Origin of the sequence: Sulfurimonas iocasae (assembly GCF_047716755.1) — a bacterium.
GTDB lineage: Bacteria > Campylobacterota > Campylobacteria > Campylobacterales > Sulfurimonadaceae > Sulfurimonas.
The window spans coordinates 1,683,613-1,708,770 of sequence record NZ_CP180409.1; the positions used below are offsets into that span (position 1 = coordinate 1,683,613).

The window sequence follows — 25,158 nt, forward strand, 5'->3', positions numbered from 1 at the left end:
TTATTCCTATAAAGTTAGGTTATTAAAGAGCATTTGCCTAAGGTTTAGGCTTGACATAAATAAGTTATGCTAATTTTATGACTCTCACTTAATGCTTCAAAATTATTTTGGAGTTATCATGAAAAATATACTACTAAGCCTACTACTCTCTTCAAGTTTGTTCTCTCAAACATTTACATTCTCAGCAATCCCTGACCAAGATGAGACAAAGCTAAAAGAGCGTTTCTCAAAACTAGCCGTTTATCTCTCACAAAAGTTAAATGTAGATGCTAAGTTTATACCTATTAAATCTTACTCAGCATCTATAGCTGCTTTTAGAAACAAACAAGTTCAACTAGCTTGGTTTGGCGGTTTTAGCGGTGTTAAAGCTAGACAGATAGTTCCAAACTCTATAGCTATAGCACAAGGTGTTCAAGATAGAGAGTTTCGCTCATACATCATAGCAAACACTAAAATAGGTTTAAAATACTCAAATAATTTTCCAAAAGAGATTCAAAATAAAACATTTACTTTTGGCTCAAAAGGCTCTACAAGTGGGCGACTTATGCCTGAGTACTTTATACGTGAGCATCTAGGTAAAGCTCCCTCAGAAGTTTTTTCTAAAGTTGGTTACTCTGGAAACCATACTAAGACTATCGCTTTGGTTCAAAGTGGAGCTTACCAAGTCGGTGCGGTTAACTTTAAAGTGTGGGACTCAGCTCTAAAAAATGGAAAGATAGACACTTCTAAAGTAAAGATTATATGGAAGACACCTACTTTTCCGGACTATCAGTTTACAGCTCATGGAGACCTAGATGCTACTTATGGAGAGGGTTTTACAAAGAGACTTAAAGAGACTCTTTTAAACCTAAAAGATAAAGAGATTTTAGCCTCATTTGATAGAAGCGGTTTTATAGAAGCAAAGAACTCAGACTTTGATCCCATACTTAGTGTTGGGAAAAAAACAGGTCTTATAGACTAGGTCTTATCATGGCATTTTCATTAAACGACGAGTCCATATCTTACAATGACCAAGTCATACTACACTCTGTCTCTCTTGATATAAAAAGAGGAGAGAGAGTTGCACTTCTTGGTAAAAGTGGAAGTGGAAAAAGTACTCTTATCAAAAAGCTTTATGAGTCAAAAAAGCAAGAGTCTTCTTACATTCCTCAAGATCTTGGTTTAGTTGAAAACTTATCTACTTATAACAATATCTACATTGCTAAACTAGATGAGTTTTCAACTATTCACAATCTCATAAACCTGATAAACCCTGCACAAGAAGATGTGAATGATGTCATAGACATTATAGATGCATTAGAGTTAGAAGATAAACTCTTTGAGAAAGTCCACTCTCTCTCAGGCGGTCAAAAACAAAGAGTAGCCGTTGGTAGAGCTATGTATGAGAACAAGAGCATCTTACTTGCTGATGAGCCTATTTCAGCTCTTGATGAGTACCTAAGTTCTAAAGTAATCACCACTCTAAAAGAGAGCTTTGAGACTATTGTTTGTGCTCTTCACAATGTAGAACTTGCAACTAAAAACTTTGATAGAGTTATTGGTCTAAAAAACTCTAAAATCATCATAGACAAAAAATGCTCAGAGCTTAGCGAAGACGATATTCAAAAGTTGTACTATGTTTGCGAGTAAAAATTTTAGAGTTTCATTTATATTTGTCGCGATAGGGCTGATATCTTTTTACTTCGCAGATTTAGAGATAACTACTATAGATGCTACAAGTCTAAGTCAAGACTTCTTTCTTTCTATATTTTCCATGGAGTTTAACGACTACTCTGTTTTACTAAAAGCATTTTTAACAACTATCTCTATAGCTGTTTTAGCTATATTTTTCTCTTGTATTTTTGGAGCTATTCTTTCACTCTTTTTTGGCTCACTTGTAGTTAGAATATCTTTAGCATTTACAAGAGCTATACATGAACTTTTTTGGGCGTTGATATTTCTACAGATATTTGGATTAAACACTCTAACTGCTCTTTTAGCCATAGTCATCCCCTACTCTGCAACTCTGGCAAAAGTCTACGCTGAGATACTTCAAGAGAACGATAGTTTTGGAGATACACTAAGAGGAAGAGACAAACTCTCTTACTTTATCTACACAAAGATACCAGGTGCACTTCCTCATCTTATCTCATATACAAGATACCGTTTTGAGTGTGCTCTTCGCTCTACTGCCATACTTGGATTTGTCGGTATCACTACACTTGGGTACTACTTGTCTTCTTCATTTATGCAGGGGTTTTACCATGAAGTTTGGCTAATACTAATTTTGTTTTATATTCTTATAGCATCTATCAAGCAGTGGTTTAACAAATATACGTTTGCCCCTTTAGTTATAGCTTCATTTTTGTATCTGGATGACTTTAGCGGTTTCAATTTTGCTAACTTAAAAAGATTTTTCACAGAGGACATCATCCCTCACCCAATCAAAAATGACTTAGGTCTGCAAAGCACTCTTTCATGGTTTGAAAACATCTTTGCAAATGAGATTTTACCAGGAGCCACAAACACACTGGTTCTTACACAGCTTTCACTTTTACTGACTGCACTTTTGACTTTAGTGTTGTTTCCACTTGTAAGTTCAAAGTTTTCTTCCAAGCCGACAAAGATATCTGCACATGTATTTTTAGTAGTTCTTCGCTCTACTCCAGAGTATATTTTGGCTTATATATTTTTACAACTCTTTGGTCCATCGATGCTTCCAGCAGCTCTTGCACTTATGCTTCATAACGGCTCAATTATCTCTCACCTTATAGGTCATGACACAGATGCAATGAAGCTTCGCATCGACACTACAAAGAGAAAAACAGAACTTTACTTTTATGAAGTTCTACCAAGAGTTTACTCTCAGTTTTTGGCATTTTTGTTTTACAGATGGGAAATCATCATGAGAGAGAGTGCCATACTTGGTGTGCTTGGCATCACAACTCTCGGATTTTACATAGACTCAGCCATAGAAGACTTTAGACTAGACAAGATGTTCTTACTTCTAATAGTCACCGCACTTTTAAACATCTTAGTAGATGTAATCTCAAAAAAAACAAGAGAGTATCTTAGAGCGACTAAGAACATATCTACATGCCAATACGAAGGAAAATAGATGAATGATTATAGAATGATAATAGATGCTGAGCAATGCGTTGGATGCCATGCTTGTGAGGTTGCTTGTAAGCAGGAGTTTGGTGCTCCTTTAGGTTACTTTAGAACTATGACTCTTTACTTAGACACGGGAAGCTATCCTAAAGTAAAAAGAGACTTCCTTCCTCTTATGTGTCGCCAATGTGAGAGTGCTGAGTGTATGAGTGTTTGTACAAGAGGAGCCTTAAGCAGAGTAAACGGAATCATAGAAGTAGATGAAAGCAAGTGCGATGGTTGTGGAGACTGTGTAAGTGCTTGTTCTATAGGTGCTATTTATGTCAACCCTTTTTCAAACAATGCTGAGAAGTGTAACTTGTGTTCTCATAGACTCGAAGTTGGTATGAGACCAGCTTGTGAAGAAACTTGTGTGGCAGATGCCATCAAAGTTATCAGCTCAGATGCAGAGATACCATCAGATGCAATACCTTTTAAAAATGCACCAAACGATAAACCTAGAACTCTCCACATAGGTGCAAATGAACTGATGAAACAAAAACTAAGAGCAGGGAAAAACTTCTCACCACTAAACTACGAAATCAATACTTGGGCGGAAAAAGATCATGAATAGAAGAGACTTTATAAAAACAAGTGCCATCACTATCGCTACTTTACAACTCGGAGATGTGATATCTCTTACTCCAGGTGCACAAGCAGCTGAAATAGTAAATATAAAAAGTTTTTTAACAGCCCAGACACTTGCAAAGAATATAAAAGATATAGAGAAGATTCCTAGTGTATGTCTAAACTGCTCAAGCGTATGTGGTATGAATGTACTTGTAAAAGATGGAAAAGTTCTTGGTGTAGAAGGTAATCTAAACGATCCAAACTCACAAGGAAAACTATGTGCAAAAGCACACGGTGGAGTCTCTGCTATAGACTACCCTGAGAGAATAGTTTACCCTCTCAAACGTGTAGGAAAACGTGGTGAAGGTCTTTGGCAGAGAATCACGATGGAAGAAGCATATGACACTATCGCTAAAAAAATCAAAAAGAACCTAGATGCAGGTAAACCAGAACAGGTAGTTTTTCACCAAGGTAGAAATAAAATGGGTGACATAACAGGTCGCTTTATGGATGCTATCGGCTCACCGGTTGTACTAAACCATAGAGGCTTATGCTCATCTAACAAAAGAGCTGCAAACTATACGACTATAGGTGACACAAGCTGGGAAACACTAGATGCCGCAGAGTGTAAATATCTTCTAAACTTCGGTTCTAACTTTTTTGAGACTCACCAAGGAGGGCTTCCTCTTCTAAAAAGATTTGTAGAGGGAAAACGAAAAGGTCTGAAGCTTGTAACATTTGATACTAGGCTTTCAAATACAGCGGGAAGAAGTGATGAGTGGTTCGCTCCATTTCCATCTTCTGAGGGTGCTATTGCTCTGGCTATGGCAAATGTAATCGTAGAGAAAAAACTATATGACAAAGAGTTTATAGATGAGTGGTGTAATACTTCTTTAGATGAGATAAAAGAGTTTGTTAAACCATATACTCCTAAGTATGCATCTGAGGTAAGTGGACTTAGTGAAGAAGATATCGTGAGAGTAGCTATAGAGTTTGCATCTGCTGCTCCTGCTTGTGCCGCTTTTACAAACAGAGGTTCACAAGCTCACCAAAACGGTCTTAACAATGATAGATCAGTAATTATTCTAAATGCTCTAGTTGGTAGCATCGGTAAAAAAGGCGGTTACGCTTTTGGTGGTTCTAAAAGTAAAAGTCATAAGTCATTTCCAATGCCTAGTCCTATTCCTCCAAAACCAAAGTTTACAACAGACTTAGAAGACCCGAGACTCTACCCACTCTCAAACAAATGGCAAAAGATGAGAGTAAGTCATCTTGCCTTTGATAAACTTAAAAATAAAGAACAGCAAATAGATGTTTATATATCTTACACTATCTCAGCTCCGCAAACTTGGCCTGAGGGTCCATCTGTAACGGTTGATGTACTTAAAGATGAGAGCGTCATACCTTTCCATGCTTGTAGTGATGTTGTCTACTCTGAGATGGCTCACTATGCTGATATTATCCTTCCAGATGCTACATACTTTGAGAGGTTCACTATTGAGGGTAGAAATGCTTATGAGCTTATCCCATACTTTGCACTAAGACAACCAGCAATTCAGCCTCCTTATGAGTGTGAGAACTTGGCAGATACTCTTATAAAAATCGCACAAAGACTGGGTAAACCAGTATCTAAATACTTTGCTTTTGACTCTTACGAAGAGTTTATAAAACTCCGCCTTTCAACTCTTCCTAAAAGAGAGGGACTAAGCGGTTTTGAGTATATGAAAAAGCACGGAGTCTGGGTTGAAGACAAAGAAAAGAACTACGAGTCATACGACAAAGTCCTTAGTAAAAAACAACTTGAAGGCTCATTTGTAAAAGATGGAATCATCTACGTTGTGGATAAAGACAAGAACAAAGCCATCGGAATCATGAAAAACGGAGTAGCCAGAAGAGGTCTTAAAACTCCATCTAGGAAGTTTGAAATATACTCTAGTACCATTGAAAATACAGCTAAATCTTTAAACATAAAAGATGATGGATTTCCTCACTTTGAGATGCCAGCATCTCTTAAAGAGATAAAAGAAGATGAACTAGTCCTTACTACTTTTAAATGGAATGTTCACACTCAAGCAAGAACAACATCTCAAAAGTACCTGACTGAGATAGTTCACGATAATCCTGTTTGGATAAACTCTGAGACTGCAAAAAAACTAAACATAAAAGACGGTGACTATATGGAGATAACTACATATAGACCAAAGAGTGGATTTAGAGCATCGCTAAAAGATGAAGTAGTAGGCACAATGAGTGTAAAAGCTCATGTAACACAAGGCATCCATCCACAAGTCATAGCTATGAGTAACTCACTTGGTATGAACTTTGGCGGTAGAATTGCCAAAGGTACAAATGGTGATAAACAAAACATTACAGGTTTTTCAAAAGATGACGACTTAGAGTTAGATGGAAATATCTGGTGGGACAAGAAGTTTGGAGGTGCTGGAAACGGCTTCAATCCAAACCACATCATCCCAATCAACCCTGCCCCAATGGTAGGAATGCAGGCTTGGAATGATACTGTTTGTAGGATTAGGAAGGTTTAATTATTACCTATATAGCAAATTTGATACACTTGACTCACCAAAGAACACCTCGGTTAGTTCAACGAGGTGTTCTGAAATATTTACTGGCAGTTATTAGGAAAATCATAATATTATTTTATTTCAAGATTAGATTCATCTAAATCAATATATTGATATATCATAACTATACCAACACTATTTGGATAAATCATATAAATAATTTTCATACCATCTAAAATAATTTCTCTAATATTTTCATTATCGAATGTAGCATTTACTTTACCGATATAAGGATGTTGAAGCATATCTCTAATTCGAGATACTAGTTTTGTTGTATATGATTTAGCTCGAGATGGATTGTCTTTTGATATGTGGCTTTTTAGTTTAAATATAAATTCTTTGGAATCATGAGAAAAATTCACTTTCATAAAATTTATTTATTTAACTCTTCTAGTAGTTCTTCAGATGAATAGACATTGTCGTTTTCGATTTGCTCTAAACCTTTTAGGACACCAGCTTTTTCATATTTATAAATTGAGTCATCAATTATTTCAACTGATTCACCTTGCTTACTTAAAGACTCTAAAAAGGATAATATTTTTTGAGATACACTCTCTGAAGCATTTAAATGTAAAGTCATTGGGCTACCTCTTTATTTTAATAACTCTATTATATCCACTTTTAATAAATCCATTCAACAGCAGATACTTTATTCGTTTCATATACCTAAGCGTTCTAGTTCCCAAGTTTCACTTGGGAATTCATACTGACATATACCCTTCCAAGAAAGGCATCTGAGCTATCTAAACCAACAAACAAATTAACTCTAATTATTAATCCAATATAAAAGTATACCCCTTATTTATTGTTTTAACACCTAAAAAGTGGAGATTCACTCACTGGGCTGAATGGTGAACTATGGCGGTAGAATCGCTAAGGGTGAAAATGGCTTCAATCCAAACCACATCATCCCAATCAACCCTGCCCCAATGGTAGGAATGCAAGTTGTAGGATTAGGAAGGTTTAGTTGTGTCTATCTCTCCAAGTAATCTATCAAAATCACTTTTATATGATTTATCTTGGATTACTTTATATTTTTCAAATTCACTTATTGCAAATTCTTTTGCAATAAGTGCTGTAACTTTTCCTGCATTTTCTAAAATATCTCGTTCATTAAATTGTAAAAAAGCATTTAACTTTTGACTCCAATCTTTCATAGTCATTGGTATATTCCTTTCAGCTTGGTCTTCAGCATAATCAAGATACATAGTTACAATTCTATCAAGTGATTTTATCTCATTTTGAGCTAGATAATTTTTAGCAACTGTAACATCAGATTTTAATATTTTCCCATTTGGTGCTTTTTTCCAGTTTGTAAGTCCCATATGTTCTTTTTGATGATTTACTCTTTGGACTATAAGTTCAGATGCAGTATGACCGTGAATAGCCCAATGCAGTTTATTTTGTACAATAGCGAAAAATTCTTGTGTTGTAGGAGCTTTAAAGTCATAGTCCAAAGCAGTTGCATAAATATCTGTTATTTGTTGATAGAAGTTTCTTTCACTCTCTCTTATATCTCTTATTTCTAATATTAAATCTTTATAGTATTGTGGATTTAGATAGCTACCATTTTTTAATCTTTCATTATCAAGTACATAACCACGAGTAGTAAAGGTTTTTAAAACTGACGTAGCCCATCTTCTAAATTCTATACCCTTGTTTGAGTTTATTCTATACCCAAGTGAGATAATTACTTCAAGATTATAATGGTCTATATTTCTACTAACCTCTCTTTTACCTTCTTTTTGAACTATTAGGAATTTCCTAATAGTTGAACTTTCTTCTAGTTCATTGGTTTTAAATATATTTTTAAGATGTTCATTTATAGTAGCTACATTTACATCAAACAGTTTAGCTATTAGTTTTTGAGTTAGCCATACTGTTTCATCTGATACTTTTACTTCTATGGTATCTTGTCCGTTATCAGTTGTAAATATTAAAAATTCTGCTGTAGAGTTTCTTATTGTTAAGTTTTTATTCATTTTATCTATCCTTTACCGCACCACTTTTAAAATTTTAACTAAAAATTATAGTTTTATTTAAAAACATGTCATTTAGTAATACTTTTTTTTTAAACGGAGTTAATCCAAACCACATCATCCCAATCAACCCTACCCCAATGGTAGGAATGCAGGCTTGGAACGATACCGTTTGTAGGATTAGGAAGGTTTAGTTAGTAGAGTAATATTTTTACACCCACAAAGTGGAGATTCATTCACAGGGATGTAACTCTATTTGTTCCGAGTATTTGCTAATCTTGCCCCTGATTTGTCTGTGTGGCAATTTCTCCAATGAATAAATATGTATGAATTACTGCTAACCTTGCTTCATTAAGAGATACATCAATGTGTACACCCTTACAAGTTTTTTCATAAATTATATCGAGCCGTGAAGCAAGGTGTTCCAATTCTGATTCTAGTAAAATATAAGTGCCTTTACTTTCTCCAAGGTCTGCTAAGTATGCAAGAATACGATTTTTATATTGCTCAGTGCCAACTTTTCTATTTTTTCCTTTTCTATCTTTCCATTCCTCTTCTCTTGCTGGAAACACTGAATCAGCAACATCCATTAGTAAACGTCTGCATGAGGTTAATGCTGCTGACCTAGATTCTTCTGATCCATCTGCCATTCTTTCGTTGATAGCCACTATTTTTTCTGCTGATTTAGGACAGTGAGAGCGAATAAAAGTATCAACAAGATTACGTGCCCCTTCAAAAATCTCTTCTGCAACATCACCAAATTCAACTGCTAAATATGTATCAGTGGCATAATTATGTATTGCAGCTTTCATTGATGAATATAATGCTTTGCTGTTTGCATAATTTTTTTTCTGTTGTAATTGAAGTTTAATTTGACTTTTCACTAGTGCTTCTGTAGCTCTTCGTTCAAGGTGGTCTTTTACATTTGCTGTTGGAGAATTTGCAGTTCCAAGTGAGTTCAACAAAGCTTCATCTGATTCAGAATTTGCTTCTATTATAGATAGACTTTGAGGATAGTATTTGGATGTTTTAATATTAAGTCGTCCTCCAGATATTGCATACTTTTCACAACTACCCAACTCTTTGAATGAAAATTCACCAGGGTATCCTTTGGTTTCTAAATCTAGCCAAAGTTGCGCATCAGAATCACGCATTAACCTTGCGAGCCTTTTGGCTTTCATCAGAACAGCATCTATTTTGGATGTAGAACTTTCTAAATCATCCAACAAAGCTTCAGCAATTTTTCTAGCTTCATCTATTTTTTTACTCAAGAACTATCCTTTTAATTTAATGGCTAACTATTTATTCATAATTATAGCAAGAACAAACAGAAAATCATAAATTAATTGGACATTCAATATGTCATTTTTATACGGTATATTATTAAAAGAAGTGTTAAGTATTTTGAGTTCCCAAGCAAAAAGTGCATGGGAACGAGGAAAGTTTAGTAGGTTGAACTAACTACTCAGTAAGTTCTGTAAGAATATTTTTAATCTTTTCTTGAGTTTCACGAACTGCTTTGATTGTAGCTTCTTCTTTAATACCTAAGTCATCGATCCAGTTATCAATAGATGGGTAAGCTATATGTACAGTGTCGTCATCTTTTTTCTTGTATATAACTACTGAAAAAGGAGCGTAAGCACCAGCATCTGGATGATTTTTTGAAACTGGGTATATAGCATTAAATCTAATGATAGAATAAGTATCGAAGAAATCATAAGCGTCATGCTCTAATGTATAAGACTTTGGTACTAAAAATCCAACTGGACTTATTTCACTTTCAAACTCTTTCTTAAAACTATTTTTTGCTTCTACATATGTAGTACCTTTTTCAAGTTCAAATTCTGTTGTAAACTCAGTAACTAAACCATCAGCTACACTTGCTCCATGGTTTACACTTAGGTACTTACCATTTGGCAGTGCTTTATGAAGTGCTACACCTACTAACTTTGAGTATGCTATAAGGTCTGGGTTTGAAGAGGGAATCTTTGTGATTCTAGACATACCAGCTAATGATAAAGTAGAAATATTAATGTTGTTTTTTGCATCTACAATGATCTTCTTTTTTCAATGATAAACAATTTAGAAAAGGGTTGTAGTATACTTTCAAAAGAAGAGATTATGGAGTATATTTCATCAGCAGCTCTTCGTAGTCAAAATGTAAAACTTGATACATACTCGTTTTTAGTAGGTATGGCTTATGAGATAAAAAAAAGACCATTAGATGCACAAACTTTAGAAGAGTTATCGTCTATAGCGAATAAAAACTCTATTAGTTAATGGAGTTAATACCTGTAGATGATATAGATACAGACGAACTACAAATCTACCATAAAATCCGTGACAATGCTTTTGATGAGTTAAACTCTTTTGTTGCGGATTCTCCAAAAGTCGTAAATATACTTTTAGATACGGACTTAAAGATTGAGTCTATTTTAGCAACAAATGAATATTACGAAGAGTTTAAAAAACTTATTCAAACTAAAAATATCCCAAAACTTTATTTAGCAACAAAAGAGCAGATGCAAGGCATCGTTGGACATAAAATTCATCATCATTGTATGATGCATGGTATTCGTCCTAGTGAGAATAGCCTAGATTCTTTAGATGATAATATCTTAATGTTAGATGCTATAACTTCAAGTGAAAACATTGGCTCTATAGCGCGTAGTGGAGCAGCTCTTGCTGAGATTACTAATGATTCAACACCACTCTCAAAAGTAAAAGTTTCTAAAAAATGGGTATTACTTATGGGTCACGAAGGTTTAGGACTAAGTAAAGATATCTTAGATATTTGTGATGAGGTAGTAAATATAGAGATGGCAGATGGTGTCAGAAGCCTAAATGTAGCCGTTGCATCCTCCTTGATGATGTATCAGTTTAAATCATTAAATTTGCTATAATAGTGATAGTATATGGGTGAACCCTCTTTATTTACTTAGATATTTTTGAGTGAAAATATAATAGGAGGAAGCTGACACCTCTTCCCCTTTTTTATTAATGTTTGTCGTGCGATTTGCTTTTTCCGTGGTCATGCCCGCCGCCGCCTGCTACCATATTGTGTATACCTTCAACAAAATGAACATACTGGACATATGATTCTACATACTCTCTGCCGTCTTTTACGCTCTCATCCATGTGAATTCTTTTTTCTTTAGCCTCTTTAAAACGTTTTTTAATAGCCGTCTCTACTGCTTGGCCTATCTTTTTAGCAAGCTTGTCTACTGAACCTTTTTCAAGAGCTTTGTCTGCTGCCACAATAGGCGGAGCTATTATTCCTGAGGCTTTGATTCCTGTGTATGGTGCTCCTTCTCCGGCTCGGTGAACTCTTACTAACGTTTCAAAGAAATAGTGGTCTGCAATCTCCTGCACATCCTTACCTTTGTTTCGTACTTTCATGGCACTTTTAAATGCATGCCTAACCTCTTCTTCGCTGTGAGAATCTTTTAGCCATTTCAAAACTGGCGTGACATCTTTTTTTTCTATAGCAGTTCTAGCATCAATTATCACTGGGCCATCAAGCGTATCACAATGCGCATAAGCATTACTTGTCAGAGCGATTGCAAGCAGAGGCACACATCCTATTTTCATATATTTTTTTAACATTTTAATCCTTTGTTTTGTGTTGGCTGCAGTTTAAAACAACTAAGCCAACGTGGGGTTAATGCTTGGATAACAGATAGTAAACATAAGTAATACTAATAATATAGAATAGAACACTCTAAGAAATTATTTCTTTTTTGTAGCATTTTTTCTTCAAACTCAAATAGATTGACATGGTAAGCGGTGTTATCATGCCTATACTTGGATATTTATTCATAAGTTTCTTTAGCAACTTATCATTTGTAAAGATTGCTAAGTTGTATTTTTTATGATGAACTTTGCCATATCTTTTAGAAAAGATTGAGTTCATGTCATTATTTACATCAACTATTACGCCAACATCCCCAAACGCTTTTTCAACTGTTTTAGCGTTAATTGCACCCTTTGAGTTATCAACACTAAATATTTGAAGATTTTGAGAGTTTGCTGAACAAACACTTGCACTTAGTGCTAAAAATGCACCTATAAAGATCATTGAAATCTTTTTCATTGTTATCCTTTAAATTAATTATTACATTTTACTATATAAATATGTAAAACATACATTTTTGTGACAAATGATAAATTAGTTTTGTAATAGTGAGAATAGATGTAGTGGGTTATGTGTAAAGAGGCATAAAAAGCTTTATACCTCCTCTTAGATTTATTTAGCTAATTGCTTAAAGAGTTTATTTAACCATTTCTCAGCATCTTTAACCTTATCAAATCTTTGAGATTTAGCAACTTGATCTTTACCTTCATAAAATCTAACTCTTATACCGTCTTCTACATGATCAATCTTTGTTCTCGTAATTCTATTGAAGTTCAAATGAACTCTCTCATTTAATTTTACAAACACAGCTACCTCCTAATTTTATATATTGTAACACAATAGAGTTTTTTAGTCAAACATTTTTTACCCAAATAACTCCTGTAATTTCTGACTTAAGTAAAAAAAGTAAAAAATATTTTACTTTTTAAGCTAAACTTAATATGAACTCCTATATAGTTTTACTTATACTAAATATAAGGTTGACTACTATGAGTATCGAAAATATGTTAAACAATCGTGAATCTGGCATAAAGTTGTCTCGTCGTGATGCCATAAAACTAATGGGTATTTCACCAATTGCTGCTTCTGTACTTGCAAGTGCTGGAACAAGTTCTATAGCTGAGGCAAGTGCTGATGTTTCTGGAAAAGTTATTATCGTTGGTGGTGGAGCTGGAGCAATTATGGCACTTTCACGTATTTATCGTGCTATAGAAAATCCAGACATTACTATAATTGCACCCAATGAAGTACACCTTTATCAGCCTGGACAAGTTTTCATTGGTGCTGGTGAAATGGAGATGGAAGACATCATATTGGATAATAACAATTATATTGACCAAGATGAAGTTACTTGGGTTAAAGATGCAGTAGAGGTATTTGACCCTGACAATAACACTGTTACGACGAGAGCTGGTAAAGAGTTAAAATATGATTACCTTGTAGTAGCAACAGGTGCTCAATATAATTACGAAATGATCGAAGGTTTAACAAAAGAAGATATTGGGACAAATGGAATCACTAGTGTTTATCTTAATGATTTAGAAAAAGGTACATCAGTTGGTGCTACTGCTACTTGGGAGTGGAATAAAGCTCTAAAAGAAGCTTCTAAAACTTCAAAACAAAAAGTTATATTTACACATCCAAATACAAAAATTAAATGTGGTGGTGCTCCACAAAAAGTTATGCATTTAGCTGCTGATTTTCTTAAAAAAGATGAACTAAGTGCTGAGTATACTTTTGTATCAAGTACAAAATCTCTTTTCCCACTTCCTCACGTAGCAAAAGCATTAGAAAAAGTACAAGCTAGATATGACACTATTACAAGTAAATTTCAGCATCACTTACAAGCTATAGACGTGAAAAATAAGAAAGCTACATTTCTACATGTTTATAGTGAAGATGTTTATGATGAAGAGATGGATGAAACAGAAATTGTTAGTCATGAAGATACTATTGTTATGGATTATGACTTTATTCACATCACTCCACCTATGTCATCTATAACTTCACTTATGAATTCTAAGCTTGTTGATTTCACTGGATGGCTTGAAGTAGACAAACATACTCTACAACATAAACGCTATAGTAATGTGTTTGGTATAGGTGATACATGTGGAATCCCTATGGGTAAAACAGGTGGTTCAGCAAGACACCAAGGACCAATTCTTACAGAAAATCTTATCTCTGTTATGAAAAATGAAAAACCTAAAGCTATGTTTGATGGATATACTGTTTGTCCTATTAAAACAGCATATGGTGAAATTCTGATGGCTGAATTTAATTATGAAGGAGATGCACCAACTATTCCTTTCTTATCTATTGAAAAGCCTAGATATTTTTGGTGGCTATTTGACTTATATCAGTTGAAACCGATGTATCAATATCTTATGCTAACAGGTAGATTTTAAAAAGGTAGGATTTTGGTGAAAAACGAAGTACTTTATAGTGCAAAGAGATATAAAAAACTTATATCTCTTATTATTTTTTATGTCACTTAGCTAATTGCTTAAATAGTTTATTTATCTAAATCAATTCTAATACTTTCTCATTAAACCTATAAGTTTTATGTGCAACCTTCACTAAGATTTTTTTCTCTGCAAGTTCTTTAAAGAGCTTTATAAGCGTTGGTTTAGATATAGAAATCTTTTGCATGATCTCACTGTAGGAAGAAACAAGTTCATTTTTTTCATTTAAATTATCCAATATCCATTTAACTACTTCAACTTGTTTAGAGTCAGTAATGGCAGATATAGTTCTAATTATATTTGAATTTTTTTGTATCTCTCTTTCTTGCACAAGAGGCAAAAGTATGTCGTGAAGAGTGTTAAGTAACTCTTTTAAGTTTATAGGTTTAACAATATAGTTTTCTACTTTTAGTTTTATGGCATCTAGTAAATACTTTGTATCTGTATGTGCAGTGGTTAAAACTGCCGGTATATCAATATTTTTCTCTTCTTTTAACTCTTTTAAAAAATCTATTCCATTTTCATTTTCTAGCAAAATATCTGAGATAATAACATCAACTTTTTTCTGCTTTATTATCTGCTTCGCTTCCTCTGAAGTTTTTACGGCATATACATTTTTAAAAAAGTCACTTAACATATCTCTTGTCTGCCTCAGGAGAGAGTCATCATCTTCTAGATAAAGTACATTAAATTCATTTAGTATGTTTAAATTTTTAGTCATTAGTTTTATCACCTTTATTCATAGGGATTGTAATTGTAAAGAGAGTACAGTTCTCAAAATCTCTATGTCCTATTTTATAATAAATATTCTTACAATCAATTGTTCCTTGCATATGTTTTTGGATAATTTGTTGTGACATATAAAGACCTATACCAGTTCCCGCACTCTTATATTTAGTTGTATAGTATGGTTCAAACACATGAGGAAGTATTTCTTCATCTATCCCACCGCCATTATCTACTATATTTATTCTTATCTTATTTTTTGATTTTTTAACTGTTATCTCTATAAGTTTTTTATGCTCTTTTGATATAAGAGCATCTTTAGAGTTTGAGATAATATTTAAAAAGACATGAGAAAGTTCATTGAAAAAGCCATGCATCTTTACATCATGGAGTATCTTTAAGTGGAGTTCTATTTTCTCTTTATCTAAAATATATTTTGAGAGCTCAAAAGAGTGTTCAATACATTCTTTTAAAGAAAACTCTTCCTTGTCTCTATTTGGCTTAAAGAAGTTTTGAAAATCTTCAAGAGTATTTGACATATTGTTTCCCAGCAAAATAGCATCTTTTACTTTCTTCTCAACAATTTGGGGAGTCAATTTTCCTAACTCCATCTTAGTTCCAATACCCTGAATTATCATCATAAGTGAGCCTAATGGTTGTCTCCATTGATGAGCTATGTTTGAAATCATCTCGCCTAAACTGGCAAGTCTTGCTTGTTGAAACATTATCAGATCTTTTTTTCGTGAGTTTCCTACTTCATTTTGGATTCTTCTTTCTAGAGATTCATTGAGAGCTTGAAGCTCTTTTGTCTTTTCATTTACCGCATCTTCTAAGCCAAAGTGAAGTCTTTTAAAATGTGTAATAATTACAATTGAGAGCACTATTGAAAACAAAAATACCCATACGATGGAAATATTTAAAATCATAGAAAGAATATTAAATACCTTTTGAGTGTCTCCTTTCTCACTTATAGCCATATTTAGATCATAATTAGTCAAGTTTGTAATATATATAGAGATTGTATTTATCTCAAAATTAATATTATCTATAAGAGACGAAACTCTCTCATAATTTTCATTTGACAACTCTATAATTATTTTATTAACCAACTCTTTTATCTTTATATTTTTATCATTTATATTTGAGATAATACTATGTTGTAAAATCTTGTTTTTATCTTGACTTCCTATAATAAAAAACTCTTTGATTATCCTGGTAACCCAAGATATTTTATACTCCTGTGAAAAAGTTATTTCCAAATATTTTCTCCAGTTTTTTTCAATAAGCTGTTCACCCAAGTTCAAAACATCATATGATTGCTCTAGAGTAATATTTTTATGATAGACATCATATAGTGTGTCATGTATATTGACTACATATGCATCTTTGATAGTTTCGAGTTTAATAATCGGTTTGGTCCTCTTTTCAAACAAAATATCAAAGTCGTGCTTTACGGTATAAATAGATATTTGAGAGAATATTATTATTAACAACATTCCTCCTATAATTATAAAAAGTAAAATAGATGTCTTATATGTAAAAGGTATTTTATCTATGTAGGACAATATATTTTTAATTCTCATTGTACACTTCTATGAATTTAGAGTTTTTGTATTTAAACAGATAGACTTTGTTGTGCAATTGAGTATTTTTATAATCTATATCAACACCATCTAAAATATCATTTGGAAGTTGCTTAATCTCTTTTAAAAACTTTTTTCTTGTAATAGTTCCCTCAACATTCTTTAAAGCCCCAACAACTGATTTAGCTGCTAAAAATGCTTCTAAAGATATAAAACCTAAAGGCTGATCCGGGAAGTACTTCTTCATCATCTTTTTATACTCTACTATAACAGGTTTTGAACTATCCTTGTAGCTTGGTACAACTTGAGAAAAAAGTAAATTCTCTGTATTGTAATCTAACTCTCTTATCATCTCATCTGCATCTCCAAAAGAGATATTACAAAAAATAGTATTTTTAAAAACTGGATCTTTCTTTGCCGTTTTAATAAACAGAGCATTTGCTTTATAGGCTCCAATCATAAAAATAGCCTCTGGATTTGAGCTTTTTATCTCATGAATAGCATGTCTTATAGAAAGAGTATTTCTTTTATACGTTCCTTCTCCTGCAAGATTTAGTCCTCTTTCGTTTAATGAGTAAAGAAGTGAAACAAAACCCTCTTCTCCATAATCATCATTTTGATAAAAAACAGCAAATTTTGAAATGTCTCTTTGATTTTGCAAATACTCTACTGTATAGTCAATCTCTTCTTTATAAGAACTTCTGAAATTAACAATATTTATTCTTTTGTTGCTTCTTAAAAAAGAAGCTCCTGTAATAGGAGCTATCAAAGGTATTTCCGTATTTCTAAGTATAGGTAATATTTTTTTTACTGTTGGAGTTCCAACTAAACCAAAAAAGGCAAAAACATTTTTATCAATAAGTCTTTTAATATTCTCTGCAGTCATGTCAGGCTCATATTTATCATCATAAACAATAAGTTTAACTTTTACATCTCCTAGCAACTTATTTTGCCCAGCATGCAAGAAATATGAGTTCGCTCCACTATATACAGCATCACCAAAAGCGTGCATAATTCCACTTCTTGGTATAGAAAGACCTAGTTTTAAGGATTTGGCGTCAAAACTATTTTTTTCAATATTTAGGAATATTAAAACAAAAGTAATCAATACTGCTATTACATACTTAAGCACCAAAATCCTTTTTTATTGATTATAACATAAATCACTATTATATAAAAAATTGGTAAAATATATTTGACAATTTAATGACAGTGTAAGTTTATAGTAGTTAAAATTGGTAATATATATTTTACCAAAAGGATTTTAAGATGCAAGAATTTGTCTATTTTAGTGATAGAGGACTTGATTTTCCACTCCCCGAAAATATATTAGTTACCTCTGAGCTTTCAACTGCTTCAAATAATGACTTTATAGTATCAAACTCAAAAAATGTACATGGTGAAATTATTGCAGATGAAATAGACTTTTATATAAGTAACTCAAAAGATTCTATCGCAAACAAAATCAAAAATGTAGAAAAATTATATGAAATAAATGCTATTAGATTTGATATGGCACAAGATATAAAATACACTCAAAAAATTTCACAAGAAGTTCTACTTGTATCTTCTGATGAACAAAAAGCAGAGTTTTTAAAATCTATGATTCCTGATGAGTTTAATCTTTTACATGTAACACCTGAAGTGGTTAAATCTATATCCGGACATATTGGTAATCTAACCGTAATTGTAAATGACAACTTCAAAGATGCAACACTTCATGTTTCTCAAATAGTATGGTATAACCAAGAAGAGATAGCGACTAAACAAAGTGGTACTTTTGACCCACTTGAGAGTTCGCTAGATGATGTTCTTGCAACTCTACGTATAAACATAAGTAATTATGAATACAAAAAGTTTATTGTGTATGACCAAAACATTTGTCAGTTTCATGAGAGAAGAGAAAAAACATGTGGAAAGTGTGCTGTTGTCTGCCCGACTGTTGCTATTGAGAGAGATGATGATATCAAGCATCTACTCTTCTCACAAATAGACTGTCACGGCTGTGGTGGATGTATATCTGTATGTCCATCGGGTGCACTAGATTATGCTCCACTAAATAGAGAGAGCATCTATGATATATCAAGAATATTCAGCGGACACATCCCTTTAGTAATCCCTCAAAAAATGAACATTAAAGAGTTAAATGTAGAACTAAAAGAAAATATTTTGCCTTTTGCTATTGAAGGTGAAAAATTCCTCCATGAAGGAACACTTCTAACTATCGCGCAAGAGTCAGGCTCACAAGTAATTTTTTACTCTGACTTTCTTTCAAAAGGTACAAAAGATGCCATTAGAATTTTAAATGACATATATCAAAAAAGATATAATCTTGATGCAATTATAGTTGCAATGGATGAGAGTGAACTAGTAGATGCTCTAAAGAGAGTTAACTTTATAAAAGATTCAAGACATACTATAAATGAACTAAATACAAGAAAAAGAGAAATATTTGCTACAAGACTTAAAAACATTGTGGGTGAAGACGACTTAGGTGAAGTTCAAACAGGCGAGCATATTCACTATGCAAAAGTAAATGTCAATGAGGCCAACTGTACTCTATGTTTAGCTTGTGTAGCTGCTTGTAACGTTGATGCACTCGTGGCAAATATATCTGACAACTCTCTAAGAATAAATCCTAGCATCTGTACAGCATGTGGTTTTTGTGAAGTTGTTTGTCCGGAAAAAGAGTGTTTAACAATCGAAGAAGATGTTATCAAACTAAATCCTACTTGGTTTACAGAACAAGTTCTTGCAACAGACACTTTGTTTGCATGTGTTGAGTGTGGTAAAGAATTTGCCACAACAAAATCAATAGAAAAAATCGCTTCTATTATGTCTCCTATCTTTGCTCACGATCCAATAAAAGAGAGAACTTTGTACTGCTGTGAAGATTGTAAGCCAAAGATTATGATGACAAGTTATATGGAAAATAGAGATTTATACAATACACCAGGAGATATGTAATGAATGAAGAAAAAATGAACAAAGCGAGAGCTTTATACTATGCAATGTTTTCAAGATGTTTTGTTTTTACAACAGACACCAAAAGATACTTTGAACTGATTAGTTTCATAGACATATTGAAAGAAAATCCTTTAGATAAAGCTTCTGCTGAGGCATTTGAGAACATAAGAAAAATTGTTAAATCTGATTCTAACATTACATTTATGAAAGAGTTTGATGCAATCTTTCACTCACCAGAGACTCATACTCTCAGAACAACTGCTTCATACTATGATGAAGATGTAGAAAGTGGCAAGAAAAGAGTTGAGATGCAAAACTTTCTGGCTAAAACAAAAATCAGAAGAGATGAAAAATCTTACACTGATTATGAAGATCATATAGGTTTTATCTTTTCTGTAATGAGCGAATTATGTGAACTTATTGCAAATGGAGAAGATCAATATAAAAATACAGCACATTGTATTTTTGAGCAAATCTTAAATGACTTTGTAGACAAATTTTCTAAAGAACTATATGAACATGAGAATGCAGACATATTTAAAAATGTAGTTATTTTACTTAAATCGTTTATAGAGTTTGAAAGACTTTATTTAGAAGTTCAAACTCCCGTATATGACCAAGTAAAAGTTCAGGCTAAACCAAAAGGCGAAGAACTCTCAGATGCAGAAATTGCGAGAAGAGAAAAGAACAGACTATTAAGACAAAAAGGTCCAAAAGAAGAAAATGATGCTTGTGAAATTAACATAGCTTATGATGTAGAGGATGACATTTAGTCATCTTCTATGAGATTGAGGCAAGATAAATTAGTTTACCTTGCCTCAGTCTCATGATTTTTTTATGGGGCTAATCACAAATAAAAGGAGACAACGATGCAAGAAAGTAGAAGAAACTTCTTCAAAAGAAGTGCATTAGTTGTTGGGGCTGCTGCTGTCAGTGCCACGGCGTTAGCTGCTAATAAAGATAAAGCTATAGAAGCTGATTCAAACGGAGTTGTTGTAGGAACATCTACTAAAAAAGAGATTCTTTACACAAAAACAAAAGCTTGGGAAGATTTTTACAAACAAGCTTTATAGTAAATAAGGAGAGAGTATGTTAGTTGACACATATGAAACACTCAAAGCTCAAATCGGTAGAAGGTCATTTATGAAAATGGCTGCTGTCGCTACGGCTACAAGTGTAACAGGTGCATTTGCTAATGATGGGGTAACAAGAGCTGCTACACAAGAGGAAGTTAAAAATCCTTTTCCAGGCTCTACTAAAGTTAAAACTATCTGTACTGCATGTTCGGTTGGATGCGGTATTATCGCAGAAGTACAAAACGGCGTTTGGGTAAGACAAGAAGTTGCACAAGACCACCCTATTTCTTTAGGTGGACACTGTTGTAAGGGTGCTGATATGATTGATATGGTTAGGTCTGAGGTTAGACTTAAGCATCCAATGGTAAAAGAAGCTGGAAAATGGAAAAGATTAAGTTGGGACGATGCATTAGACAGAATCGCAACTAAACTAAAAGCTTCTCATGAAACAGCAGGACCAGACTCAGCAATGTTTTTAGGATCTGCAAAAATGAGTACTGAACAGGCATATTATTTTAGAAAATTTGCCGCAATGTATGGAACGAACAATATAGATCACCAAGCTAGAATTTGACATAGTGCAACAGTCGCCGGTGTGGCGAATACATGGGGTTATGGCGCTATGACCAATTCACTTGGAGATATCCAAAATGCTAAAGCAATTATCATTTTTGGAGCGAATCCTGCGGTTAATCACCCAGTTGGATTTCAACATTTTCTAAAAGCTAAGGAAAGAAACAATGCAAAAATAATTGTTATCGATCCTGTTTTTACTAAAACTGCTGCAAAAGCAGACCATTATTGTCAAATAAGACCAGGTACAGATATACCATTTATGTATGGAATGTTGCATCTAATCTTTAAAAACAACTGGCATGATGAGAGCTTTATCAAAGACAGAGTTTACGGTATGGAAGATATCATGGAAGAAGCTAAAAAGTGGAATCCTAAAAAAGTTGAGGATGTAACAGGTGTACCTGCTGATCAACTTATTCAAATTACAAAACTATATGCACAGTCTAATCCTGGTACTTTAATCTGGGCTATGGGTTTAACTCAGCATTCAGTAGGAAGTTCTAATACTAGACTTGCTCCAATCTTGCAACTTGCTCTTGGAAACATGGGTGTTGAAGGTGGTGGAACTAATATTTTAAGAGGTCACGATAATGTTCAAGGTGCTACAGACATGTGTTGTTTATCACACACACTGCCTGGTTACTATGGATTAAGTTCTGGTTCGTGGAAATACTTTGCTAAATCTTGGGGTGTTGACTATGAATGGTTAGCTAAAAAAAGATTTAAGAATGAAGAATGGATGGGCAAAAAAGGATTTACACTTTCTCGTTGGTGGGCTGGTGTACTAGATGGTAAAGACGGTAATGATCAAATTCATAACGCTGGAACTAATCTAAAAAATCTTTTTGTAATGGGTAATGGTATTACATCAATTGCTCAACAAGCTAAAGTAAAAGAAGGTCTAGATAACCTAGATATGATTGTACTTTGTGATCCTTTTGTTAATGAAGCAGCAATTTTAACTGATAAGCAAGACGATGTATTTATTTTACCGGCTGCAACTCAGTTTGAGACGTCAGGAACTGTAACTGCAACTAACAGATCAGTTCAGTGGAGATCAAAAGTAGTTGAACCTATGTATGAGTCAAAAACTGACCACGACATTATGTTCGAACTGGCGAAAAGACTCGGTTTTTATGATGAATATACTGCCGGTATGAAAATTAAAGAGAATAAAAAAGATTTTACATGGCCTGAAGATGCTACTGATGAAATAGCAAGAATCATTAAAACCATTGGTTTAACTGGTTGGACTGCTGCTAGAATCAAGAGGCAAACTGAAAACTGGCATATGTTTGATCAAATCTCTGGACGTGGATACGGCAAGATGAAGGGTGAATATTATGGTTTACCTTGGCCAGCATGGACAGAGACTCATGGTGGTAGCCCGTTACTATACAACATCAACAGAAGTGTTGCTGAGGGTGGTATGGGATTTAGAAATAGATTTGGTTTAGAACATGATGGACATGATTTACTTGCAGGTGCAGGAAGTGCTCCTAAAGATTCTGCAAAGAAAGATGGTTATCCTGAGATTACAGCTAAAAATATTGAAGAAGTTCTTGGCATCAAGCTAACTGCTGATGAGAAAAAAAGAATTGGTAAAAACTGGAAAGTTGATACTTCTAATATTATTGCCGAGAAATGTATGCAACAAGGTATGGCTCCTTATGGAAATGCTAAAGCGAGAGCTAAAGTATGGACATTCCCAGACCAAATTCCAATGCACAGAGAGCCTATTCACTCTCCAAGACAAGACTTAGTGAAACAATATCCTACTTATGAGGATAAGCGTGATCATTATAGAGTTGATACTCAGTATGCTTCTAAGCAAAATGAACAAGATTGGTCGAAAGATTTCCCTATCAACCTTGTAACTGGAAGACTTGTAAATATGAATGGTGCAGGTATGGAAAATAGAGCAAGTAAATATTTAGCTGCCCTAACTCCAGAAATGTTCTGTAGCATTAACCCTGACTTAGCTGGTAAATACGGTATCAGAGATGGTTCAATGATGTGGATTCATTCACCTGAAGGTACGAAGATTAAAGTAAAAGCGAAGTATTCTTTTTCAGTACCTGAAGATAGAATTTTTATGCCTTTTCATTTTGCTGGTCATTTTCAAGGTGAGGATTTATCTCATAAGTATCCAAAAGGAACTAAACCTTATGCTGTAGGAGAAAGTGCTAATACTGTTACAAACTACGGTTATGACATTATCACTCAAATCCCTGAAACTAAAGGCGGATTATGCCGCATAGAATTCGCGTAAGGAGTTGGTTATGAGTGAAAATGCAAGATTAAAATTTTATTGTGACGAGCATAGATGTATTTCATGTGATGGTTGTTCAGTAGCTTGTGCGGAAGCGCACGAGTTACCAGCAGGTATCAACAGAAGAAAAGTAATTACTATGAATGAGGGTATTTTAGGTTTAGAATACTCTCTGTCTATCGCTTGTATGCACTGTACAGATGCTCCTTGTGAGCAAGTTTGTCCAACTGATTGTTTTTATATCAGAGAGGACGGTATCGTTTTACACGACAAAGAAAAATGTATCGGTTGTGCCTATTGTCTATATGCTTGTCCTTTTGGTGCTCCTCAGTTCCCTTCAGACGGTGCATTTGGAATCAAAGGTGTAATGGATAAATGTACGATGTGTGCTGGTGGTCCAGAGGAGACTAACTCACATAAAGAGAGAGAAATGTACGGACAAAATAGAATCTCAGAAGGTAAAGTACCTGTTTGTGCAGCTATGTGTTCTACTAAAGCATTACTTGTTGGTGATTCAGCAGAAATATCTGATATCTATAGAGAAAGAATATTGTCAGTTGGTCATGGTACGAAAACTCAACCTTATGGATGGTCAACAGCATACGGTTCTAAAATATAGGACGCTATTATGAAAAGTAAATATATAATAATCGCTCTTTTAGCACTCTCTTCACTAGCATTTGGTGCTAGTGAAAGTGTTGTATGGAGTGACAATCTAATTGATAATATCCTTGGTTACGATAAACAAGGTTCATTACATTTAGGACAATATTTTACTATTTTACAAAGTACATATTTCAAACCACTATTTTTGGGTGTTTTATTTGGAGTACCAGCAGTGTTTGTTTTACACTATTTGGTAATTGGTCCAATGATTTTCTCTCATGATAGAAAGAAAATTTATGTGTTTACTGTGTTTCACAGAGTTATTCATGCCATCGCAGGTGTATCTTTCATCTTACTTATTCCTACGGGTTTGATTATGATGTTTGGTAGTACTTTTGGCGGTGGAGAATTTGTAAAAGTGTGCAAAGAGATTCATGCAATCTCAACGCTTCTTTTTATAGTAAGTATTGTACCTATGTTTTTTATGTGGCTTAGATGGATGTTTATTCACTTAGATGACATTAAATGGATGATGATTGTAGGCGGTTATCTCAATAAAGATAAAAAACCGGTTCCTGCAGGTAGATTTAATGCTGGGCAAAAAACTTGGTATTGGTTGGCTACTCTTGGTGGATTTATTATGATTGGTACTGGTGCGGCTATGTATTTTCAAGACATTAGACTTGATATTCTAGCATCTAACCATATCTCTCAAATTGACTTTTTAAGAGCAAGTGCTATTGTTCATAATGCTTTAGGATTGGCTGTAGTAGCTCTTTTCTTTACTCATGTTTATATGGCAGTGTTTGCGATTAAAGGTGCTATCCACAGTATGATAGATGGTCACAAAGAAGAAGAAGAAGTCGAAATTCTTCATAGTTCTTATTATAGAGAGCTAAAAGAAAAAGGCGAAGTTTAACAGGTTCGTTAGTTCATTCCCCCATTTTGGTGGAGTGTTCTTTTTTTAAACAATTTAAATATGCAAAATTTGCA

At 33.8% G+C, this 25,158-nt stretch carries 25 protein-coding genes; 14 read left to right on the forward strand and 11 right to left on the reverse strand.

Annotated features, from left to right (window positions below):
- Positions 1 to 118 precede the first annotated feature (118 nt).
- Genes ACLHDE_RS08505 through ACLHDE_RS08525 form a run of 5 tightly spaced genes read left to right on the forward strand, consistent with a single transcriptional unit; the run spans position 119 to position 6,242 of the window.
- On the forward strand, positions 119 to 961 hold the full coding sequence (locus ACLHDE_RS08505) for a putative selenate ABC transporter substrate-binding protein (protein ID WP_415395995.1): 843 nt from the start codon (positions 119 to 121) through the stop codon (positions 959 to 961).
- 8 nt (positions 962 to 969) lie between these two features.
- Positions 970 to 1,629 carry an ATP-binding cassette domain-containing protein gene (locus ACLHDE_RS08510; RefSeq protein WP_415395996.1) on the forward strand — a complete coding sequence of 220 codons (660 nt, stop codon included), beginning with the start codon at positions 970 to 972 and terminating at the stop codon, positions 1,627 to 1,629.
- Positions 1,616 to 3,097, forward strand: a complete 1,482-nt coding sequence (locus ACLHDE_RS08515; protein WP_415395997.1) for a PhnE/PtxC family ABC transporter permease — start codon at positions 1,616 to 1,618, stop codon at positions 3,095 to 3,097. The genes ACLHDE_RS08510 and ACLHDE_RS08515 overlap by 14 nt, the downstream gene beginning before the upstream one ends.
- Entirely contained in the window at positions 3,098 to 3,703 is a 606-nt protein-coding gene (locus ACLHDE_RS08520; protein WP_415395998.1) for a 4Fe-4S dicluster domain-containing protein, read from the forward strand. It begins immediately after the preceding gene.
- On the forward strand, positions 3,696 to 6,242 hold the full coding sequence (locus ACLHDE_RS08525) for a molybdopterin-containing oxidoreductase family protein (protein WP_415395999.1): 2,547 nt from the start codon (positions 3,696 to 3,698) through the stop codon (positions 6,240 to 6,242). The genes ACLHDE_RS08520 and ACLHDE_RS08525 overlap by 8 nt, the downstream gene beginning before the upstream one ends.
- Before the next feature lie 110 nt (positions 6,243 to 6,352).
- Here ACLHDE_RS08525 and ACLHDE_RS08530 read toward each other — a convergent pair whose 3' ends face one another.
- The 5 genes from ACLHDE_RS08530 to ACLHDE_RS08550 all read right to left on the reverse strand — a co-directional run bounded on the left by ACLHDE_RS08530 (position 6,353) and on the right by ACLHDE_RS08550 (position 10,264).
- A complete protein-coding gene (locus ACLHDE_RS08530; protein ID WP_415396000.1) occupies positions 6,353 to 6,649 on the reverse strand; it encodes a type II toxin-antitoxin system RelE/ParE family toxin in 297 nt (98 codons plus the stop codon).
- Between the two features lie 5 nt (positions 6,650 to 6,654).
- Complete coding sequence (locus ACLHDE_RS08535; protein ID WP_415396001.1) at positions 6,655 to 6,861, reverse strand: hypothetical protein; 207 nt, start codon at positions 6,859 to 6,861, stop codon at positions 6,655 to 6,657.
- Positions 6,862 to 7,234: 373 nt separating this feature from the next.
- On the reverse strand, positions 7,235 to 8,263 hold the full coding sequence (locus tag ACLHDE_RS08540; RefSeq protein ID WP_415396002.1) for a virulence RhuM family protein: 1,029 nt from the start codon (positions 8,261 to 8,263) through the stop codon (positions 7,235 to 7,237).
- Between the two features lie 269 nt (positions 8,264 to 8,532).
- Positions 8,533 to 9,531 (reverse strand): hypothetical protein, encoded by a 999-nt coding sequence (locus tag ACLHDE_RS08545; protein ID WP_415396003.1) that lies wholly within the window; start codon positions 9,529 to 9,531, stop codon positions 8,533 to 8,535.
- A 190-nt stretch (positions 9,532 to 9,721) separates the two neighbouring features.
- On the reverse strand, positions 9,722 to 10,264 hold the full coding sequence (locus ACLHDE_RS08550) for a hypothetical protein (protein ID WP_415396004.1): 543 nt from the start codon (positions 10,262 to 10,264) through the stop codon (positions 9,722 to 9,724).
- Between the two features lie 66 nt (positions 10,265 to 10,330).
- Here ACLHDE_RS08550 and ACLHDE_RS08555 point away from each other — a divergent pair, with 66 nt between their 5' ends.
- Positions 10,331 to 10,540, forward strand: coding sequence for a hypothetical protein (locus ACLHDE_RS08555; protein ID WP_415396005.1), 210 nt, complete (start codon positions 10,331 to 10,333; stop codon positions 10,538 to 10,540).
- Positions 10,540 to 11,163, forward strand: coding sequence for a TrmH family RNA methyltransferase (locus ACLHDE_RS08560; RefSeq protein ID WP_415396006.1), 624 nt, complete (start codon positions 10,540 to 10,542; stop codon positions 11,161 to 11,163). The genes ACLHDE_RS08555 and ACLHDE_RS08560 overlap by 1 nt, the downstream gene beginning before the upstream one ends.
- Before the next feature lie 94 nt (positions 11,164 to 11,257).
- On the opposite strand, the gene ACLHDE_RS08565 is transcribed toward ACLHDE_RS08560, so the two are convergent.
- The 3 genes from ACLHDE_RS08565 to ACLHDE_RS08575 form a co-directional block, all read right to left on the reverse strand.
- Positions 11,258 to 11,866, reverse strand: a complete 609-nt coding sequence (locus tag ACLHDE_RS08565; RefSeq protein WP_415396007.1) for a DUF6448 family protein — start codon at positions 11,864 to 11,866, stop codon at positions 11,258 to 11,260.
- Between the two features lie 115 nt (positions 11,867 to 11,981).
- Positions 11,982 to 12,353: a hypothetical protein gene (locus ACLHDE_RS08570; RefSeq protein WP_415396008.1), complete on the reverse strand. Its 372-nt coding sequence runs from the start codon at positions 12,351 to 12,353 to the stop codon at positions 11,982 to 11,984.
- 153 nt (positions 12,354 to 12,506) lie between these two features.
- Entirely contained in the window at positions 12,507 to 12,701 is a 195-nt protein-coding gene (locus ACLHDE_RS08575; RefSeq protein ID WP_415396009.1) for a sodium-dependent tyrosine transporter, read from the reverse strand.
- A 182-nt stretch (positions 12,702 to 12,883) separates the two neighbouring features.
- Between ACLHDE_RS08575 and ACLHDE_RS08580 the strand changes: the two genes are divergently transcribed.
- Positions 12,884 to 14,302, forward strand: a complete 1,419-nt coding sequence (locus ACLHDE_RS08580) for an NAD(P)/FAD-dependent oxidoreductase (protein WP_415396010.1) — start codon at positions 12,884 to 12,886, stop codon at positions 14,300 to 14,302.
- 115 nt (positions 14,303 to 14,417) lie between these two features.
- Here ACLHDE_RS08580 and ACLHDE_RS08585 read toward each other — a convergent pair whose 3' ends face one another.
- The 3 genes from ACLHDE_RS08585 to ACLHDE_RS08595 all read right to left on the reverse strand — a co-directional run bounded on the left by ACLHDE_RS08585 (position 14,418) and on the right by ACLHDE_RS08595 (position 17,800).
- Positions 14,418 to 15,080 carry a response regulator gene (locus ACLHDE_RS08585; RefSeq protein WP_415396011.1) on the reverse strand — a complete coding sequence of 221 codons (663 nt, stop codon included), beginning with the start codon at positions 15,078 to 15,080 and terminating at the stop codon, positions 14,418 to 14,420.
- Complete coding sequence (locus ACLHDE_RS08590) at positions 15,073 to 16,581, reverse strand: sensor histidine kinase (RefSeq protein ID WP_415398532.1); 1,509 nt, start codon at positions 16,579 to 16,581, stop codon at positions 15,073 to 15,075. The genes ACLHDE_RS08585 and ACLHDE_RS08590 overlap by 8 nt, the downstream gene beginning before the upstream one ends.
- 76 nt (positions 16,582 to 16,657) lie before the next feature.
- Positions 16,658 to 17,800, reverse strand: coding sequence for an ABC transporter substrate-binding protein (locus ACLHDE_RS08595; RefSeq protein ID WP_415396012.1), 1,143 nt, complete (start codon positions 17,798 to 17,800; stop codon positions 16,658 to 16,660).
- A gap of 137 nt (positions 17,801 to 17,937) precedes the next feature.
- On the opposite strand from ACLHDE_RS08595, the gene ACLHDE_RS08600 reads away from it, so the two are divergent.
- The 6 genes from ACLHDE_RS08600 to ACLHDE_RS08625 all read left to right on the forward strand — a co-directional run bounded on the left by ACLHDE_RS08600 (position 17,938) and on the right by ACLHDE_RS08625 (position 25,084).
- Positions 17,938 to 19,635 (forward strand): ATP-binding protein, encoded by a 1,698-nt coding sequence (locus ACLHDE_RS08600; RefSeq protein ID WP_415396013.1) that lies wholly within the window; start codon positions 17,938 to 17,940, stop codon positions 19,633 to 19,635.
- On the forward strand, positions 19,635 to 20,408 hold the full coding sequence (locus ACLHDE_RS08605) for a TorD/DmsD family molecular chaperone (protein ID WP_415396014.1): 774 nt from the start codon (positions 19,635 to 19,637) through the stop codon (positions 20,406 to 20,408). Before ACLHDE_RS08600 ends, ACLHDE_RS08605 begins: the two co-directional genes overlap by 1 nt.
- Positions 20,409 to 20,504: 96 nt before the next feature.
- Positions 20,505 to 20,708 carry a twin-arginine translocation signal domain-containing protein gene (locus tag ACLHDE_RS08610; RefSeq protein WP_415396015.1) on the forward strand — a complete coding sequence of 68 codons (204 nt, stop codon included), beginning with the start codon at positions 20,505 to 20,507 and terminating at the stop codon, positions 20,706 to 20,708.
- Between the two features lie 16 nt (positions 20,709 to 20,724).
- The gene (locus tag ACLHDE_RS08615) at positions 20,725 to 23,559 is read left to right on the forward strand and encodes a formate dehydrogenase subunit alpha (protein ID WP_415396016.1); all 2,835 of its coding nucleotides are present in this window, start codon (positions 20,725 to 20,727) and stop codon (positions 23,557 to 23,559) included.
- 10 nt (positions 23,560 to 23,569) lie between these two features.
- Positions 23,570 to 24,178: a formate dehydrogenase FDH3 subunit beta gene (gene fdh3B / locus ACLHDE_RS08620; protein ID WP_415396017.1), complete on the forward strand. Its 609-nt coding sequence runs from the start codon at positions 23,570 to 23,572 to the stop codon at positions 24,176 to 24,178.
- Positions 24,179 to 24,187: 9 nt separating this feature from the next.
- The gene (locus ACLHDE_RS08625; protein ID WP_415396018.1) at positions 24,188 to 25,084 is read left to right on the forward strand and encodes a formate dehydrogenase subunit gamma; all 897 of its coding nucleotides are present in this window, start codon (positions 24,188 to 24,190) and stop codon (positions 25,082 to 25,084) included.
- The last annotated feature ends 74 nt before the right edge of the window (positions 25,085 to 25,158 follow it).